General features: G+C 73.0%; 14 protein-coding genes. 9 read left to right on the top strand and 5 right to left on the bottom strand.

Features of this window, described 5'->3' with window-relative positions; all coding sequences use genetic code 11:
• On the bottom strand, positions 1–487 hold a 487-nt coding region (locus tag AB0G16_RS30630), incomplete at its 3' end, for a MerR family transcriptional regulator (protein ID WP_362812703.1).
• A gap of 50 nt (positions 488–537) precedes the next feature.
• On the opposite strand from AB0G16_RS30630, the gene AB0G16_RS30625 reads away from it, so the two are divergent.
• Complete coding sequence (locus AB0G16_RS30625; protein WP_362812700.1) at positions 538–1,494, top strand: NAD(P)-dependent oxidoreductase; 957 nt, start codon at positions 538–540, stop codon at positions 1,492–1,494.
• Between the two features lie 116 nt (positions 1,495–1,610).
• Positions 1,611–1,949, top strand: coding sequence for a hypothetical protein (locus tag AB0G16_RS30620; protein ID WP_362812697.1), 339 nt, complete (start codon positions 1,611–1,613; stop codon positions 1,947–1,949).
• A 6-nt stretch (positions 1,950–1,955) separates the two neighbouring features.
• Here the strand turns inward: AB0G16_RS30620 and AB0G16_RS30615 are convergent, their stop codons facing one another.
• A complete protein-coding gene (locus AB0G16_RS30615; protein WP_362812693.1) occupies positions 1,956–2,621 on the bottom strand; it encodes a response regulator transcription factor in 666 nt (221 codons plus the stop codon).
• The gene (locus AB0G16_RS30610) at positions 2,621–3,769 is read right to left on the bottom strand and encodes a sensor histidine kinase (RefSeq protein ID WP_362812690.1); all 1,149 of its coding nucleotides are present in this window, start codon (positions 3,767–3,769) and stop codon (positions 2,621–2,623) included. Before AB0G16_RS30610 ends, AB0G16_RS30615 begins: the two co-directional genes overlap by 1 nt.
• A 124-nt stretch (positions 3,770–3,893) precedes the next feature.
• Here AB0G16_RS30610 and AB0G16_RS30605 point away from each other — a divergent pair, with 124 nt between their 5' ends.
• Entirely contained in the window at positions 3,894–4,700 is an 807-nt protein-coding gene (locus AB0G16_RS30605; RefSeq protein WP_362812687.1) for a type II CAAX endopeptidase family protein, read from the top strand.
• A gap of 229 nt (positions 4,701–4,929) precedes the next feature.
• Here AB0G16_RS30605 and AB0G16_RS30600 read toward each other — a convergent pair whose 3' ends face one another.
• Complete coding sequence (locus AB0G16_RS30600) at positions 4,930–6,027, bottom strand: glycerophosphodiester phosphodiesterase (RefSeq protein ID WP_362812684.1); 1,098 nt, start codon at positions 6,025–6,027, stop codon at positions 4,930–4,932.
• Between the two features lie 19 nt (positions 6,028–6,046).
• Positions 6,047–7,258 (bottom strand): MFS transporter, encoded by a 1,212-nt coding sequence (locus tag AB0G16_RS30595; RefSeq protein WP_362812681.1) that lies wholly within the window; start codon positions 7,256–7,258, stop codon positions 6,047–6,049.
• Between the two features lie 243 nt (positions 7,259–7,501).
• Between AB0G16_RS30595 and AB0G16_RS30590 the strand changes: the two genes are divergently transcribed.
• The 6 genes from AB0G16_RS30590 (at position 7,502) to AB0G16_RS30565 (ending at position 13,066) form a co-directional block, all read left to right on the top strand.
• Complete coding sequence (locus AB0G16_RS30590; protein ID WP_362812678.1) at positions 7,502–8,302, top strand: CoA-transferase; 801 nt, start codon at positions 7,502–7,504, stop codon at positions 8,300–8,302.
• A 110-nt stretch (positions 8,303–8,412) separates the two neighbouring features.
• Positions 8,413–9,162, top strand: a complete 750-nt coding sequence (locus AB0G16_RS30585; protein ID WP_362812712.1) for a CoA-transferase — start codon at positions 8,413–8,415, stop codon at positions 9,160–9,162.
• On the top strand, positions 9,159–10,340 hold the full coding sequence (locus AB0G16_RS30580; RefSeq protein WP_362812675.1) for an acetyl-CoA C-acyltransferase: 1,182 nt from the start codon (positions 9,159–9,161) through the stop codon (positions 10,338–10,340). The genes AB0G16_RS30585 and AB0G16_RS30580 overlap by 4 nt, the downstream gene beginning before the upstream one ends.
• Positions 10,341–10,411: 71 nt before the next feature.
• Positions 10,412–11,782: a 3-carboxy-cis,cis-muconate cycloisomerase gene (pcaB, locus tag AB0G16_RS30575; RefSeq protein ID WP_362812672.1), complete on the top strand. Its 1,371-nt coding sequence runs from the start codon at positions 10,412–10,414 to the stop codon at positions 11,780–11,782.
• A complete protein-coding gene (gene pcaC / locus AB0G16_RS30570; RefSeq protein WP_362812669.1) occupies positions 11,779–12,279 on the top strand; it encodes a 4-carboxymuconolactone decarboxylase in 501 nt (166 codons plus the stop codon). The genes pcaB and pcaC overlap by 4 nt, the downstream gene beginning before the upstream one ends.
• Positions 12,263–13,066 (top strand): IclR family transcriptional regulator C-terminal domain-containing protein, encoded by an 804-nt coding sequence (locus tag AB0G16_RS30565; RefSeq protein WP_362812666.1) that lies wholly within the window; start codon positions 12,263–12,265, stop codon positions 13,064–13,066. Before pcaC ends, AB0G16_RS30565 begins: the two co-directional genes overlap by 17 nt.
• The last annotated feature ends 8 nt before the right edge of the window (positions 13,067–13,074 follow it).

Genomic DNA, 13,074 nt, shown 5'->3' with positions numbered 1-13,074 from the left:
GGACCGGGTCTCCGGCGGGCGCGCCGTCTGCGGGGTCGGCGCCGGATGGTACGAGCCGGGAGGCGACGGCTCGTCGCACCGACAGCGACACCGGCTCCGGCTCGGTGGCGTCGCACGGCGGGTAGTGCGGCGACACCCGCCGTTCGGTGACGTCGATGTAGTCGCGCAGGGCCTCGCGGGAGCGGCTGAGCGTGTCGATCCGCTCGTCCAGCCCGTACAGGCGGGCTCGCAGGGTGTCCAGGAGCTCGGGGCAGGGCTCCAGGTCGGGGGCCGGACCGGTGACACAGGGCAGCAGGTACGCGATCTGCCGGCTCGACAGGCCCGCCTGGAGCAGCTTCCTGATCTGGGTCACGGTCAGGACGGCGTCGTCGCCGTACTCGCGGTAACCGCTGGAGGCACGCTCCGGCTCCAGCAGTCCCTGCGCCTCGTAGTAGCGCAGTTGATGCGTGTGGACACCGGTCCGCCGGCTCAGCTCCCCGATCAGCATGACCGCTCCCCCTTGACCTTCACACCGGTATGAACGTTGAGGATTCTGCCATGAGCACCGATTCTCCCCACTCTGCCACCTCCCCCACCTCCCCCGCGAAGAAGCACGCGACCCAGGATCGCGACGACGCCCCCCCTCCCGTGACGGTCCTCGGCCTGGGACTGATGGGACGGGCGCTGGCCGAGGCGTTCCTGCGCGCGGGGCACCCCACGACCGTGTGGAACCGCACCGCGGCGAAGGCCGAGCCCGTCGTCGCCCAGGGCGCGAAGCTCGCCGGCTCACCCGGCGACGCCGTCGCGGCCGCCCCGCTCGTGATCGTCTGCGTCGCGAACCACGACGCCGTACGGGAGATCCTCGATTCCCTCGGTGACGTCCTCGACGGCCGGGTCCTGGTGAACCTGACCTCCGGCACGTCGCGGACGGCCCGCGAGACCGCGGAACGGGTGGAGCGGAAGGGCGGCGCCTATCTCGACGGCGCGGTCCTGGCCGCCCCGCCGGGCATCGGCGCCGAGGCCGTCATCCTCTGCAGCGGGCCGCGATCGGCCTTCGACCCGCACGAGCCGGCCCTGAAAGTTCTCGGCACGGGCATGACGTACCTCGGTGAGGACCACACCCTGTCGTCGCTGTACGACGTGGCCGTGCTGGGACTGATGTGGGGCATCCTGAACGGTTTCCTGCAGGGTGCCGCCCTGCTCGGCGCCGCGGGTGTGAAGGCCACGGCGTTCGCCCCGATCGCGACGACCGGGATCGCCACCGTGGCGGACTGGGTGGCCGGGTACGCGCGGCAGATCGACGACGGCACGTACCCGGCCCCCGACGCCACCATCGGCACCCACCTGACCGCGATGGAGCACCTCGTCCACGAGAGCGAGTCCCTCGGTGTCAGCACCGAGTTCCCCCGGCTGGTCAAGGACCTGGCCGAGCGGGCCGTGGCCGACGGGCGCGGTGGCGACGGCTACGCGGCGATGATCGAGCAGTTCCGCCCGCCCGCGGCGGCGCGGTCGTGAACGGCCGGTGATCATCTACGCTGGGGCATCGTCGATTCCCCCACCCCGTTCGAGAGGCTCCCATGTCCGGGCCGTACAAGACCGAGCCGATGCCGCAGGAAGTCAGGACGGCTCGGGTGATCATGTGGATTCAGATGGCGATGCCGCTCCTGGGGTTCGCGGTTCTCCTCATCTTCCTCGGCGGCACGATCGACATCGGTGACGCGGGGAGGCTCCCCCTCCTCGTTCTCGGCGTCGGTGTCACGGTGCTGATCGGCGTGCTCGCCGCCTGCTGCCGCACGCGCAGGAAATGGGTCCGTATCACCGCGTTCGCGGTCGAGGGCCTCGTGATCCTCGAAGAGGGGTACGCCTTCGTGGCCGGCTCCAGCGTCAACGGCCTGATCAGCCTGTTCCTGGCCGTGGTCGTCGTGTTCCAGCTCTCGCGTCCCGCCGCTTCGGCCTGGTTCGACCGTTAGACCGGATCATTCCTTGAGGTGCAGGGCGATCTGGATCCGGTCACGGAGGCCCAGCTTGCGCAGGACGCTGGAGACGTGGTTCTTGACCGTGCCCTCGGTGATGAACAGCCGGGCCGCGATCTCCCGGTTGACGGCTCCCTGGGCGACCATCCTGGCCACCTCGATCTCGCGGGCGGAGAGCAGCTCCTGCCCGCGGAAACGGGTGGAGAGCAGGTCCTCCGCCCGCGATCCGCCGCCGGCCGCGGGGGAGTGCCGGATCTCGGCGACCAGCCTGGCGGCCACGGGGGCGCCGAGCACCGTCTCCCCCCGGCCGACCCGGTGGACGGCCGAGACCAGCTCCTCGGGAGAGCAGTCCTTGAGCAGGTAGCCCAAGGCGCCGCCGCGTAGCGCACCGAAGATGTAGTCGTCCTCGTCGAAGGTGCTGAGCACGATCGCGGCCACCCTCGGGTGTTCCGCGGAGAGCCGGACGATCAGCTCCACCCCGTCCATCCCGGGCATGCGCGCGTCCACGAGGGCGACGTCCGGATCGGTCTCCCTCACCACCCGCAGCGCCTCCAGGCCGTCGGCCGCCTCCCCCACCACCTCGATCCCGGGCTCGACCTCCAGCAGCTTGCGCAGCCCCTGGCGCATCAGCTCCTGGTCGTCGACCAGGATGATCCTGATCGAGCTCATCATCGCCTCCCCACTCCAACCGGCGCGACCGGCAGCTCCGCCCGTAACGCGAACCCGCCCTCCGGGGCGTTGCCGCCGGTCAGCGTACCGCCGAGGGCCCGGGCCCGTTCGGTCAGCGACGTCAGCCCGAAGCCTCGCCTGGAGCGTTCGTCGGCGCCCTTGCCGTCGTCGGTGACCACGAGCACGGTCCGCCCGTCGTCGAAGACGAGTCTGACGGTCACGTGCAGCGCCTGGGAATGCCTCAGCGCGTTGGTCAGCCCTTCCTGCAGCACCCGGTACAGCACCAGCTCGGCGTCGGCCTCCAGCCGGTGCTCGGTGCCCTCGATCTCGAAGGCGACCGTGATGCCCGTGCCGTCGAACGAGGCGGCCAGCCGTTCCAGCGCCGCGCTGCCGACCCGGCCGTCCAGCGCCAGCGGACGCAGCGCGCGCACCCAGCGCCGGGCGTCGGCCAGCGCCTCGACGGTCAGCTCCTTGGCCTGGCGCACCTCGGCCCAGGCCGCCTCCGGTCGGCGCTCGCGGAAGCGTTCGGCGTTCTCCAGGTCCATTTTGATGACGGTCAGGTGGTGCCCGATCGAGTCGTGCATCTCCGCGGCCATCCTCGCCCGTTCCTCCGCGACCGCGAGCTCCCTGATCCGCCCCAGCAGACGCCGCGTCTCCTCGCGGCTGCGCCGCGCCGTCAGCGTGGAGGAGGCCAGGCCCAGCACGAACGCGGAGAACATCGCCATCTTCGTGACCTGGGCGAGCCCGTCGAGGACGGGCTTGCCGAAGAACAGCGGGACGGCCGCGAACAGGCACACCGCCAGCGACGTCAGGATGACCGACGCGGCGCGCATGCCGTACAGGAAGGCGAGGTTGGCGACGGCGATGAGGGGGAGCAGCGTGTGGGTGCCGTTGGAACCGGTGATCCCCAGCAGCAGGGTGGCCACCAGGAACATCGGGGCCACGAAACGGCGGCCTCGCGACAGGTCCCAGGGCAGCACCAGCCAGAGGCCGGCGACCAGCGCGAGGTTCAGCCCGATCAGCACGCGGGCGAGCGGGCCGCTGGGGGAGAAGGCGTGGGCGACGGCGGTGGTGACGAGCACCCCCCAGAACAGGACGCTGAACAGGAAAGGCCGATCGTCGTCGCGTAACCAGTCCAAACGCAGCATGCCACGACCCTAGGCCGCCGGCCCCCCGCGGGTGATCCCCCCAAAGGCACCATGACCACGGTCATGGTCGTTTCTATCCGTCGCTCGATGCGCCACGCGGTGCCCGTTTCTAGGGTTGTCCTCCATGAGAGCCACCCGCCCCGTCTGGGCCGTGCCGATAACGATGGCCGCCATGCTCGTCCAGGTCATGATCGGGACGTTGCCCGTCGTGTTGCTCATGGACCGGACGAATCCGTTCTACAGGCCGCTGGGCATGCTCGGCACCACGGTCGCCTCGATCGTCCTGGTGTACGCGATCCGTCGCTACCTGGGTCACCAGAGCTGGTCGGGGGTGCGGCTGACGCGGTCGTGGTCGGCCGCGTGGCATGTGCCGGCCGGCCTGCTCATCGGCGCCGTGCCGGTGATCGCCGGGAACGCGCTCTCGGTGACACTGGACGTTGCCACCTGGACCTCGTGGCAGGAGGCGGTGGCCCCCTCGCTGCCCTACCTGGCGCTCACGGTCGCGTTCGTCGTGCTCGGACAGGCGTTCCCCGAGGAGTTGCTCTGGCGGGGGCACCTGTTCGACACGCTCTCGGACCGCCTCTCGCCGCGCATGGTCCTGTTCGTCGTGTCGGCGGGTTTCGGCGTCATGCACATCGTCTCCCAGAGCTCGGCCGACAGCCCCGTCGAGAAACTGCTCTATGTCGTGCAGGCGACCGCCCTGGGCTTCGCCTGCACGGCGGCACGGGTGCGCAGCGGCGCGGTCTGGATGGCGGTCGGCGTGCACACCGGCTTCCACGTCGGCAACATGCTGACGCCCACCAAGGATCTTCGCTACGACCTGCAGCTCATCCTGCTGACCTGCGTCCTTTTCCTGGTCGGGTTGGCCGTCCTGCCCCGATCGGGCAAGAGCCCGCGCCGGGCCGACGCGGAACTCCCCTCCCGCCTGTGACGGTCCCGCGTGTGACGGCCCTCGGGGTAACGGCCCTGGGTGTGACGACCCTCGGAGTAACGCCCCTCTGAGGTGGCGGCCCTCCGGGGTGGTGGCCCTCCGGGGTGTCGGCCCTCCGAGGTGTCGGCCCTCGGGGGAAGGGCCCTCCGGCGTCCGCGCCGCCGCTCGCCGGTCCTGGGTCCCGCGACGGTTCGCGCGACCCGGGACCGGCGAGAAAGGCAGGGAAAGGTCAGCTCACCCGTTCCCGGACGGCCCTGGCCACTCCCGGGTCGTCGGCGAAGACGCCGTCCAGGCCGAGGCCGTAGAGCTTCTCCAGCCAGCCCATCACGTCTCCGGTGGCTCGCGGGAAGGCCGGGCTGGCCGGGTTGCCGAGCCGGAAGTCCACCGGAAGCTGCGCGTTCTCGTTCCTGACCGTCCAGGTGTGGACCTTCAGGCCGGCGCGGTGAGCGTCCCTGACGAGCGTGGTGGGCTGCAGGAGCCTGCCGTCCGGGCCGACGGGCACGAGGCGCCGGGTGTCGACGCCGATACCGGCCGCGTAACCGGCGATCTCACGCAGTCCGGCGGGGGTGACCATGGTGTCGTAGGTGCGCGGGTCACCGGCCGCGATCCAGTCGTACGGGGCACCGGTGGCGGTGATCAGCTGGATCAGCGGCACCCGGGTCTTCCTGCTCAGCTCACGCAGGTTGGCGGTCTCGAACGACTGGATGAAGACCGGGGCGCGCCGCCCGTTCCAGCCGTGCCGGCCGAGCACCTCCAGCAGCGGCTCCTCCAGGGAGAGGCCGATGGAGTCGAAGTAGCTCGGGTGCTTGGTCTCGGGATAGACGCCCACGCCGTGGTGCCGCGCGAGCCGGACGACCTCGTCGAAGGTGGGGATCTGCGCGAGGCCGTCGAAGGCGGTGTTGCCGGGGCGCAGGTCGGGGATGCGCTCCTCGGCCCGGAGGGTCCTCAGCTCGGCGAGCGTGAAGTCCTCGGTGAACCAGCCGGTGACCGGGACGCCGTCGATGGTCTTGGTGGTGCGGCGACCGGCGAACTCGGGGTGGTTCTCGACGTCCGTGGTGCCGCCGATCTCGTTCTCGTGCCTGGCGACGAGCACGTGGTCCTTGGTCGAGACGAGATCGGGTTCGATGTAGTCGGCGCCGAGCGCGATGGCGGCCTCGTACGAGAGCAGCGTGTGCTCGGGCCGGTGCGCGCTGGCGCCGCGGTGGCCGATGACGAGGGGGGCACGTCCGCGCAGGTCGGCGGAGGCGGGTTCGGGTCGTTGCAGCACAACGGCGACGGTACCGGTCGTGAGGACCGCCAGCGCCGCGGCCAGAAGCCTACGGATCATGTTCAGGACGGTAGAAGACTCAGGTGGCCGGGGGGACAACGACGCGCGAAGAAAGCGGGTCGTCCGGGACGGGCACCGTGACCGGGCGGCCCGCCGCGAATCCGGCTGCCAGTTGCAGGCCGCACGCGGCCAGACCGGCCAGCAGCGGCAGGGTCCAGCCGCCCGAGCTCTCGCGCAGCGCGCCGACCAGGAGCGGGCCGAGGGCGGCCAGCGTGTACCCGAAGGACTGGGCGACGGCCGACAGCGCGGTCACCGAGACCGGGTCGGGGGCGCGCAGCGTGATGATGAGCAGGGCCAGCGCGATCGAGGCGCCCTGCCCCACCCCCAGGATGATCATCCAGAGCCACGGCAGGGTGGCCGGGGCGACGAGTACGCCGAGGTACCCGGCCACGGTCAGCACGGTCGCGGCCGTGACGTAGACCACCTGCGAGCGCGCCCGGCCCGCCAGGACGGGAACGGTGAGGGTGGCCGCCACCTGGGCCAGATTGGTGAGGCTGAGCAGGTATCCGGCCTGGTCGGCGGGCAGCCCCGCCTCCTGGAAGATCGTCGGCAGCCAGGCCAGCATGATGTAGAAGGTCAGCGACTGCAGGCCCATGTAGGCGGTGACGTACCAGGTAACCCGGGTGCGCAGCAGCAGGGCGAACGGCCGGGGGGCGGTCTCGGGGCGGACGGGGCGGCGCAGCGCCTGGGGCAGCCAGAGCGCCGCCGCCGCCAGCGCCGGGATCGCGGCCATGGCGGTCACCTCGCGCCAGCCGTACCCGGTGGCACGCTCCAGCGGGACCGCCAGCCCGGACGCGGCGGCGGCACCCAGTACCAGACCGGAGACGTAGACCGCGGTGAACGGCCCGACCCGGCCGGGAAAGTGCTGCTTGACCACGCCGGGCATCACGACGTTCATGACGGCGATGGCCGTACCGGCGACGGCCGCGCCCGCGTACAGGGCGGGCACGCTTCCCGTGCCGCGCAGGATCACCCCGGCGGCCACGAGCAGCAGTCCGGCCAGGAGCGTGCGGTCCAGGCCGAAGCGGCGCGCGAGCAGCGGCGCGAGCGGGCCGAGCACGCCCAGGCAGACCACCATGACCGTGGTGATCGCCCCTCCCCCGGCGGCGCTCAGCCCGAGATCGCCCATGATCTCGTCCAGCACCGGGGAGATCCCCGCCAGCGCGGGCCGCAGATTGAGCGAGGCCAGTACGAAGCCCGCGACGAGTACCGGCCACGACAGCCAAGACATGCGTGACATTTGCGACAAAACGCCCCCCTCCTCCGGCACCGCCCCACCCTCCCACAGCGCGCCGACCGGCCCGGAGAAGGGTGGGGTTGATGCTCAGACCGGCGTCGCGGCGCACTCGCGGCCGATCAGGACCGTACGTCGAACGGGTCGACGACGGCCTCCCGGGTCCGGTTGACCGTCCGAAGTCGGCCCGGATATGTTCGATGGAAGAACATACGTACGCATGGCGAACAAGGAGGGACGATGGCCACGGTGGTTCCGCTCGCCGAGGCGGTGGCCGAGCTCGTGCACGACGGCGACAGCGTGGCCATGGAGGGGTTCACCCACCTCATCCCCTACGCGGCCGGTCACGAGATCATCAGGCAGGGGCGCCGTGACCTGACGCTGATCAGGATGACCCCCGACCTGATCTACGACCAGCTCATCGGGATGGGATGCGCCCGCAGGCTGGTCTTCTCCTGGGGCGGCAACCCCGGGGTGGGGTCGCTGCACCGCTTCCGTGACGCCGTGCAGAACCGCTGGCCCGGCCCGCTGGAGATCGAGGAGCACAGCCACGCCGGCATCGCCAACGCCTACGTCGCCGGGGCCTCCGGGCTCCCCTTCGCGGTGCTGCGCGGCTATCGGGGCACCGACCTGCCCGGCAGGACCGCCAACATCAAGCCCATCACCTGCCCGTTCACCGGCGAGGAACTGACCGCCGTCCCCGCGATCAACCCCGACGTGGCGGTGGTGCACGCCCAGCGCGCCGACCGGCGGGGCAACGTGCAGTTGTGGGGCATCACGGGTGTGCAGAAGGAGGCCGTCCTGGCCGCCCGCCGCTCGCTGGTCACCGTGGAGGAGGTCGTCGAGGAGCTGGAGCCGCGGCCGGGCGCGATCGTGCTGCCGGGCTGGGCGATCACCCGCGTCTGCCGGGTCCCGGGCGGCTCGCACCCGTCCTACAGCGCCGGCTACTCCAGCCGCGACAACGACTTCTACCTCGCCTGGGACGAGATCAGCCGCGACCGGGAGACCTTCGCGGCCTGGATGAGGGAGCACATCCTGTGACGACCGCCCCCGCCCGCGACGACCACGACCACGACGATCGCGACGGCGGCCGCGACGGACGGGCCGCCGGCGCGCCCCCCTCCGGCGAGACCGCGTACACCTCCGACGAGATGATGACGGTGGCCGCGGCCCGGCGCCTGGACGACGGGGCGTGCTGCTTCGTCGGCATCGGCCTGCCCAGCACCGCCGCCAACCTCGCCCGCCGCACGCACGCCCCCGGCCTGGTCCTGATCTACGAGTCCGGAACCATCGGCGCGAAGCCGGACCGGCCGCCGCTGTCCATCGGGGACGGCGTGCTGGCCGAGACCGCCGACGCCGTCGTCAGCGTCCCGGAGATCTTCAACTACTGGCTCCAGCCGGGCCGCATCGACGTCGGTTTCCTGGGCGCCGCCCAGATCGACCGGTTCGCCAACATCAACACGACCGTGATCGGCCCGTACGACGACCCCCGGGTCCGTCTACCCGGCGCGGGCGGCGCCCCGGAGATCGCCGCCTCCTGCCGCGAGGTGACGGTGATCGTGCGGCAGAGCCGGCGCGCGTTCGTCACCTCGGTGGACTTCGTCACCTCCGTGGGCTTCGGCTCGGGGCCCGGAGACCGCGAGCGCCTGGGCCTGCGCGGCGGCGGCCCGCGTACGGTCATCACCGACCTGGGCATCCTGGAGCCCGACCCGGACACCTGCGAGCTGGTCCTCACCCACCTGCACCCCGGCGTCACGCTGGAGGCGGCCCGCGCCGCGACCGGCTGGGACCTGCGGGCCGCCCCCCGCCCGCGCGAGACCGAGGCCCCGTCCGCCGCGGAACTCGCCGCCCTGCGCGAGCTCACCGAACGACGTCCCCCGGACAGGAGTGCCCGATCATGAACGATGTCCACATCCTCGACGCGGTCCGCACCCCGATCGGCCGGCACGGCGGCGCGCTGTCCGGCGTGCGCCCCGACGACCTGGCCGCGCACGTCGTCCGGGCGCTCGCGGACCGCTCCCCCTCCCTGGACCCCGCCGCGATCGAGGACGTGTTCTTCGGCGCGGCCAACGGCGCGGGCGAGGACAACCGCGACGTCGCGCGGATGGCGGTGCTGCTCGCCGGGCTGCCGGTGACGGTGCCCGGCACCACCCTCAACCGGCTCTGCGGGTCCGGCATGGAGGCGGCCGTCGCCGCCTGCCGTGCGGTGGCCGTGGGCGACGCGTCCCTGGTGATCGCCGGGGGCTCGGAGTCGATGAGCCGGGCGCCGTGGGTGATGCCCAAGCCGGCCCGCGCCTTCGACCGGGGACCGGCGACCCTGCACGACACGTCCCTGGGCTGGCGCATGGTCAACCCCCGGATGCCGAAGGAGTGGACGGTCGCGCTCGGCGAGGGCGCCGAGATCCTCGCCGACCGCTACGGCATCGGCCGCGAGGCCCAGGACCGGTTCGCGCTGCGCAGCCACCGGCGCGCGGCGGCGGCCTGGGAGCGCGGCGTCCTCGCCGGCGAGGTCGTCCCCCTCGACGCCCTCGACCACGACGAGTCGATCAGGGCCGACTCGACCGAGGAGTCCCTCGCCCGGCTCAAGCCGGTCTTCCGCGCCGGCGGCACCGTCACCGCGGGCAACTCCTCGCCGCTCAACGACGGCGCCACCGCGCTGCTGCTGGGCGACGAGGCCGGGGCGGCACGGGCGGGGCGGGCCCCGCTGGCCAGGATCGTCTCGCGCGCCGTGGTCGGCGTGGAGCCGCACCTGTTCGGCATCGGGCCGGTCGAGGCCGCCCGCACGGCGCTGGATCGGGCCGGTATCGGCTGGGGCGACCTGAGCGTGGTGGAGCTGAACGAGGCGTTCGCCGCCCAGTCGCTGGCCTGCCTGGCCGAGTGGCCCGACCTCGACCCGGGGATCGTCAACGTGAACGGCGGCGCGATCGCGCTCGGCCACCCCCTGGGTTCCTCGGGCGCGCGCATCCTGGGCACCCTCGCCCACGAGCTGCACCGCAGGGGCGGCGGGTACGGGCTGGCCGCCATCTGCATCGGCGTCGGCCAGGGACTGGCCGTGGTCCTGGAGGGGGCCGGGTCCTGAGCGGGTACACGAGCGGCAGGCGCACGACCGGCACCGGAGGGACCGGCGCCGGAGAGCACGCGGAGGTGGACATGGGTCCTCCGGCGGACGACGGGCCGTCCCCCGCGGCATCCCCGGGGGGCGGGCTGTTCTCCGGGACGACCGCCAGGGGCGGGGCCGCGGCGCAGGTGTCGGACGCCGCCTGGCTGGCCGCCATGCTGGACGTCGAGGCCGCGCTGGCCGTCGCGCAGGCGCGGGTCGGTCTGGTCCCCTCCGAGGTGCCCGCGGCGCTGGCGGCCGCCTGCCGTCCCGGGCTCTACGACCTCGCGGAGCTGGGACGCAAGGCCGCACGCACCGGCAACCCCGTCATCCCGCTGGTCGCCGCCCTGCGCGAGCGGGTCGATCCGGACCTGCGGCGGTTCGTCCACCACGGCGCCACCAGCCAGGACGTCAACGACACCGCGGCGATGCTCGTCGCCCGCCGCGCCCTGGAACCGATCCTGGCCGACCTGTCCGCCTGCGCCGGCGCGTGCGCGCGCCTGGCCGCCGGGCACCGCGACACCGTCATGGCCGGGCGGACCGTGCTGCAGCACGCCGTACCGATCACGTTCGGGCTGAAGGCGGCGCTCTGGCTGAGCGCGCTGGACGGTGTCCGGGCCGACCTGGCCCGGACCCCGCTGCCGGCCCAGTACGGCGGCGCGGCCGGCACCCTGTCGGTGCTCGGCGATCGGGGCCACGAGGTGCCGCCGCTGCTCGCGGCCGAGCTCGGACTCGCCGAGGCGGTCGTGCCCTGGCACACCGACCGGAGCCCGGTGGCCCGGCTGGCCTGCGCGCTCGGTGTCTCCGCCGGGACCCTCGCCAAGATCGCGAACGACGTGAAGCTGCTCTCCCAGACCGAGGTGGCGGAGGTGGCCGAACCCACCGGGCCGGGACGGGGCACCTCCAGCGCGATGCCGCACAAGCGCAACCCGGTGGGCTCGATGTCGGTGCTCGCCTGCGTGCAGCGGGTGCCGGGGCTGGTCGCCTCGATCCTCGGCGGCATGGTCGCCGAGCACGAACGCGCGGCCGGCCCCTGGCAGGCCGAGTGGGAGACGCTGGGCGAGCTGCTCCGGCTCACCGGCAGCGCCGCCGCCTGGCTCCGCGAGGTGCTGGAGGGGCTGACCGTGGACGCCGCCCGGATGCGCGCCAACCTCGGCCTGACCCGGGGGCTGCCGATGGCCGAGCAGGTCGTGGTCAGGCTGGGCGGCACCCCGCAGGCCCGGCGCACGGTGGACGCCGCCTGTGCCCGCGCCGTGGACGAGGGACTGTCGCTGCGGGAGGCGCTGCTCGCCGACCCCGCCGTCGCACCGGCCGCCGAGGAGATCGACGCGGCCCTGGACCCGGCGGGCGGCCTCGGGTCCGCCGCCACCTTCGTCGACCGGGCGCTCGCCGCCCACCGCAACGGCACGGGAGCAGGTCCATGAACGCGAGACGGGACACGGGCACCGGTACGGGACCGACCGCCGGCACCGGCACGAGCGGCGGCACGGGTACGAGCGGCGGCACGGGTGCGGGCGGGGACCGGAGCGGGTGGGACGCCGGGGACGCGACGCGACGGGCCGTCCTGGGTGACGAGCACGTGGACCGTGCCGCCGCGGACGGCACGCCGTTCACCGCGGACTTCCAGGAGTTCATCACCGCCTACGCCTGGGGGGAGATCTGGACGCGTCCCGGCCTGGACCGGCGCGTCCGGAGCTGCATCACGCTGGCCATGCTCGCCGCCCTCGGGCACGAGCACGAGCTGGGCCTGCACGTGCGGGCGGCGCTGCGGATCGGCCTGACCGAGGAGGAGATCAAGGAGGTGCTGCTGCAGACCGCGATCTACGCGGGCGTGCCCGCGGCCAACAGGGCGTTCGCGGTCGCGCGGGCGGCGCTGGAGTCCGACCGGGACGAGGAGGACGAGAATGATCGAACCGGTTGACCGCGGCTCCGACCACGTGCAGTCGCTGGCCCGCGGCCTCTCCGTGATCAAGGCGTTCAGCGCCGCGAGCCCCGAGCTGACGCTCAGCGAGGTGGCCCGCGCCACCGGCCTGACCCGGGCGGCGGCCCGTCGCTTCCTGCTGACGCTCGTCGACCTCGGCTATGTCAGGACCGACGGGCGGCTGTTCGCGCTCTCCCCGCGCGTCCTGGACCTCGGGTACGCCTACCTGTCCAGCCTGTCGCTGCCCGAGGTGGCCGAGCCGCATCTGGAACGGCTCGTCGCCGAGGTGCACGAGTCGGCGTCGGTGGCGGTGCTCGACGGCGAGGACGTCGTGTACGTGGCCCGGGTGGCGACGAGCAGGATCATGCGGGTGAGCATCAGCATCGGTACCCGCTTCCCGGCGTACTGCACCTCGATGGGCAGGGTGTTGCTGGCCTGGCTCGCCCCGGACGACCTCGACGCCTACCTCGGGCGCGTCGAGCTCCGCAGGCTCACCGCCAGGACGGTCGCCACCCCCGCCGCCCTGCGGGCGGAGCTGGAGCGGGTCCGCGCCCAGGGGTGGGCCATGGTCGACCAGGAGCTGGAGGAGGGCCTGCGCTCGATCGCGGCACCGGTCAGGGAGCGGTCGGGACGGGTCACCGCCGCGATCAACATCTCCTCCCACGCCAGCCGTACGAGCGCCGACTCGGCACGCCGCCACCTGTTGCCCCCGCTGCTGGCCACCGCCGCGCGGGTGGAGGCCGACCTGCACGCGACGGGCGCCGGGAGAGAGTCGACCGGCCGATGACAACGTTG

The sequence above is a fragment of the Streptosporangium sp. NPDC023615 genome, from assembly GCF_040640155.1.
Classification (GTDB): domain Bacteria; phylum Actinomycetota; class Actinomycetes; order Streptosporangiales; family Streptosporangiaceae; genus Streptosporangium.
Note: the sequence above shows the minus strand (reverse complement) of the source record. Positions and strands in the feature narration are given on the sequence as shown.

Coding starts and splice junctions, on each gene's coding strand:
- AB0G16_RS30625 (WP_362812700.1), top strand. CDS start 538: ATGAGCACCGATTCTCCCCACTCTGCCACCTCCCCCACCTCCCCCGCG.
- AB0G16_RS30615 (WP_362812693.1), bottom strand. CDS start 2,621: ATGAGCTCGATCAGGATCATCCTGGTCGACGACCAGGAGCTGATGCGC.
- AB0G16_RS30610 (WP_362812690.1), bottom strand. CDS start 3,769: ATGCTGCGTTTGGACTGGTTACGCGACGACGATCGGCCTTTCCTGTTC.
- AB0G16_RS30605 (WP_362812687.1), top strand. CDS start 3,894: ATGAGAGCCACCCGCCCCGTCTGGGCCGTGCCGATAACGATGGCCGCC.
- AB0G16_RS30600 (WP_362812684.1), bottom strand. CDS start 6,027: ATGATCCGTAGGCTTCTGGCCGCGGCGCTGGCGGTCCTCACGACCGGT.
- AB0G16_RS30595 (WP_362812681.1), bottom strand. CDS start 7,258: ATGTCTTGGCTGTCGTGGCCGGTACTCGTCGCGGGCTTCGTACTGGCC.
- AB0G16_RS30590 (WP_362812678.1), top strand. CDS start 7,502: ATGGCCACGGTGGTTCCGCTCGCCGAGGCGGTGGCCGAGCTCGTGCAC.
- AB0G16_RS30585 (WP_362812712.1), top strand. CDS start 8,413: ATGATGACGGTGGCCGCGGCCCGGCGCCTGGACGACGGGGCGTGCTGC.
- AB0G16_RS30580 (WP_362812675.1), top strand. CDS start 9,159: ATGAACGATGTCCACATCCTCGACGCGGTCCGCACCCCGATCGGCCGG.
- pcaB (WP_362812672.1), top strand. CDS start 10,412: ATGGGTCCTCCGGCGGACGACGGGCCGTCCCCCGCGGCATCCCCGGGG.
- pcaC (WP_362812669.1), top strand. CDS start 11,779: ATGAACGCGAGACGGGACACGGGCACCGGTACGGGACCGACCGCCGGC.
- AB0G16_RS30565 (WP_362812666.1), top strand. CDS start 12,263: ATGATCGAACCGGTTGACCGCGGCTCCGACCACGTGCAGTCGCTGGCC.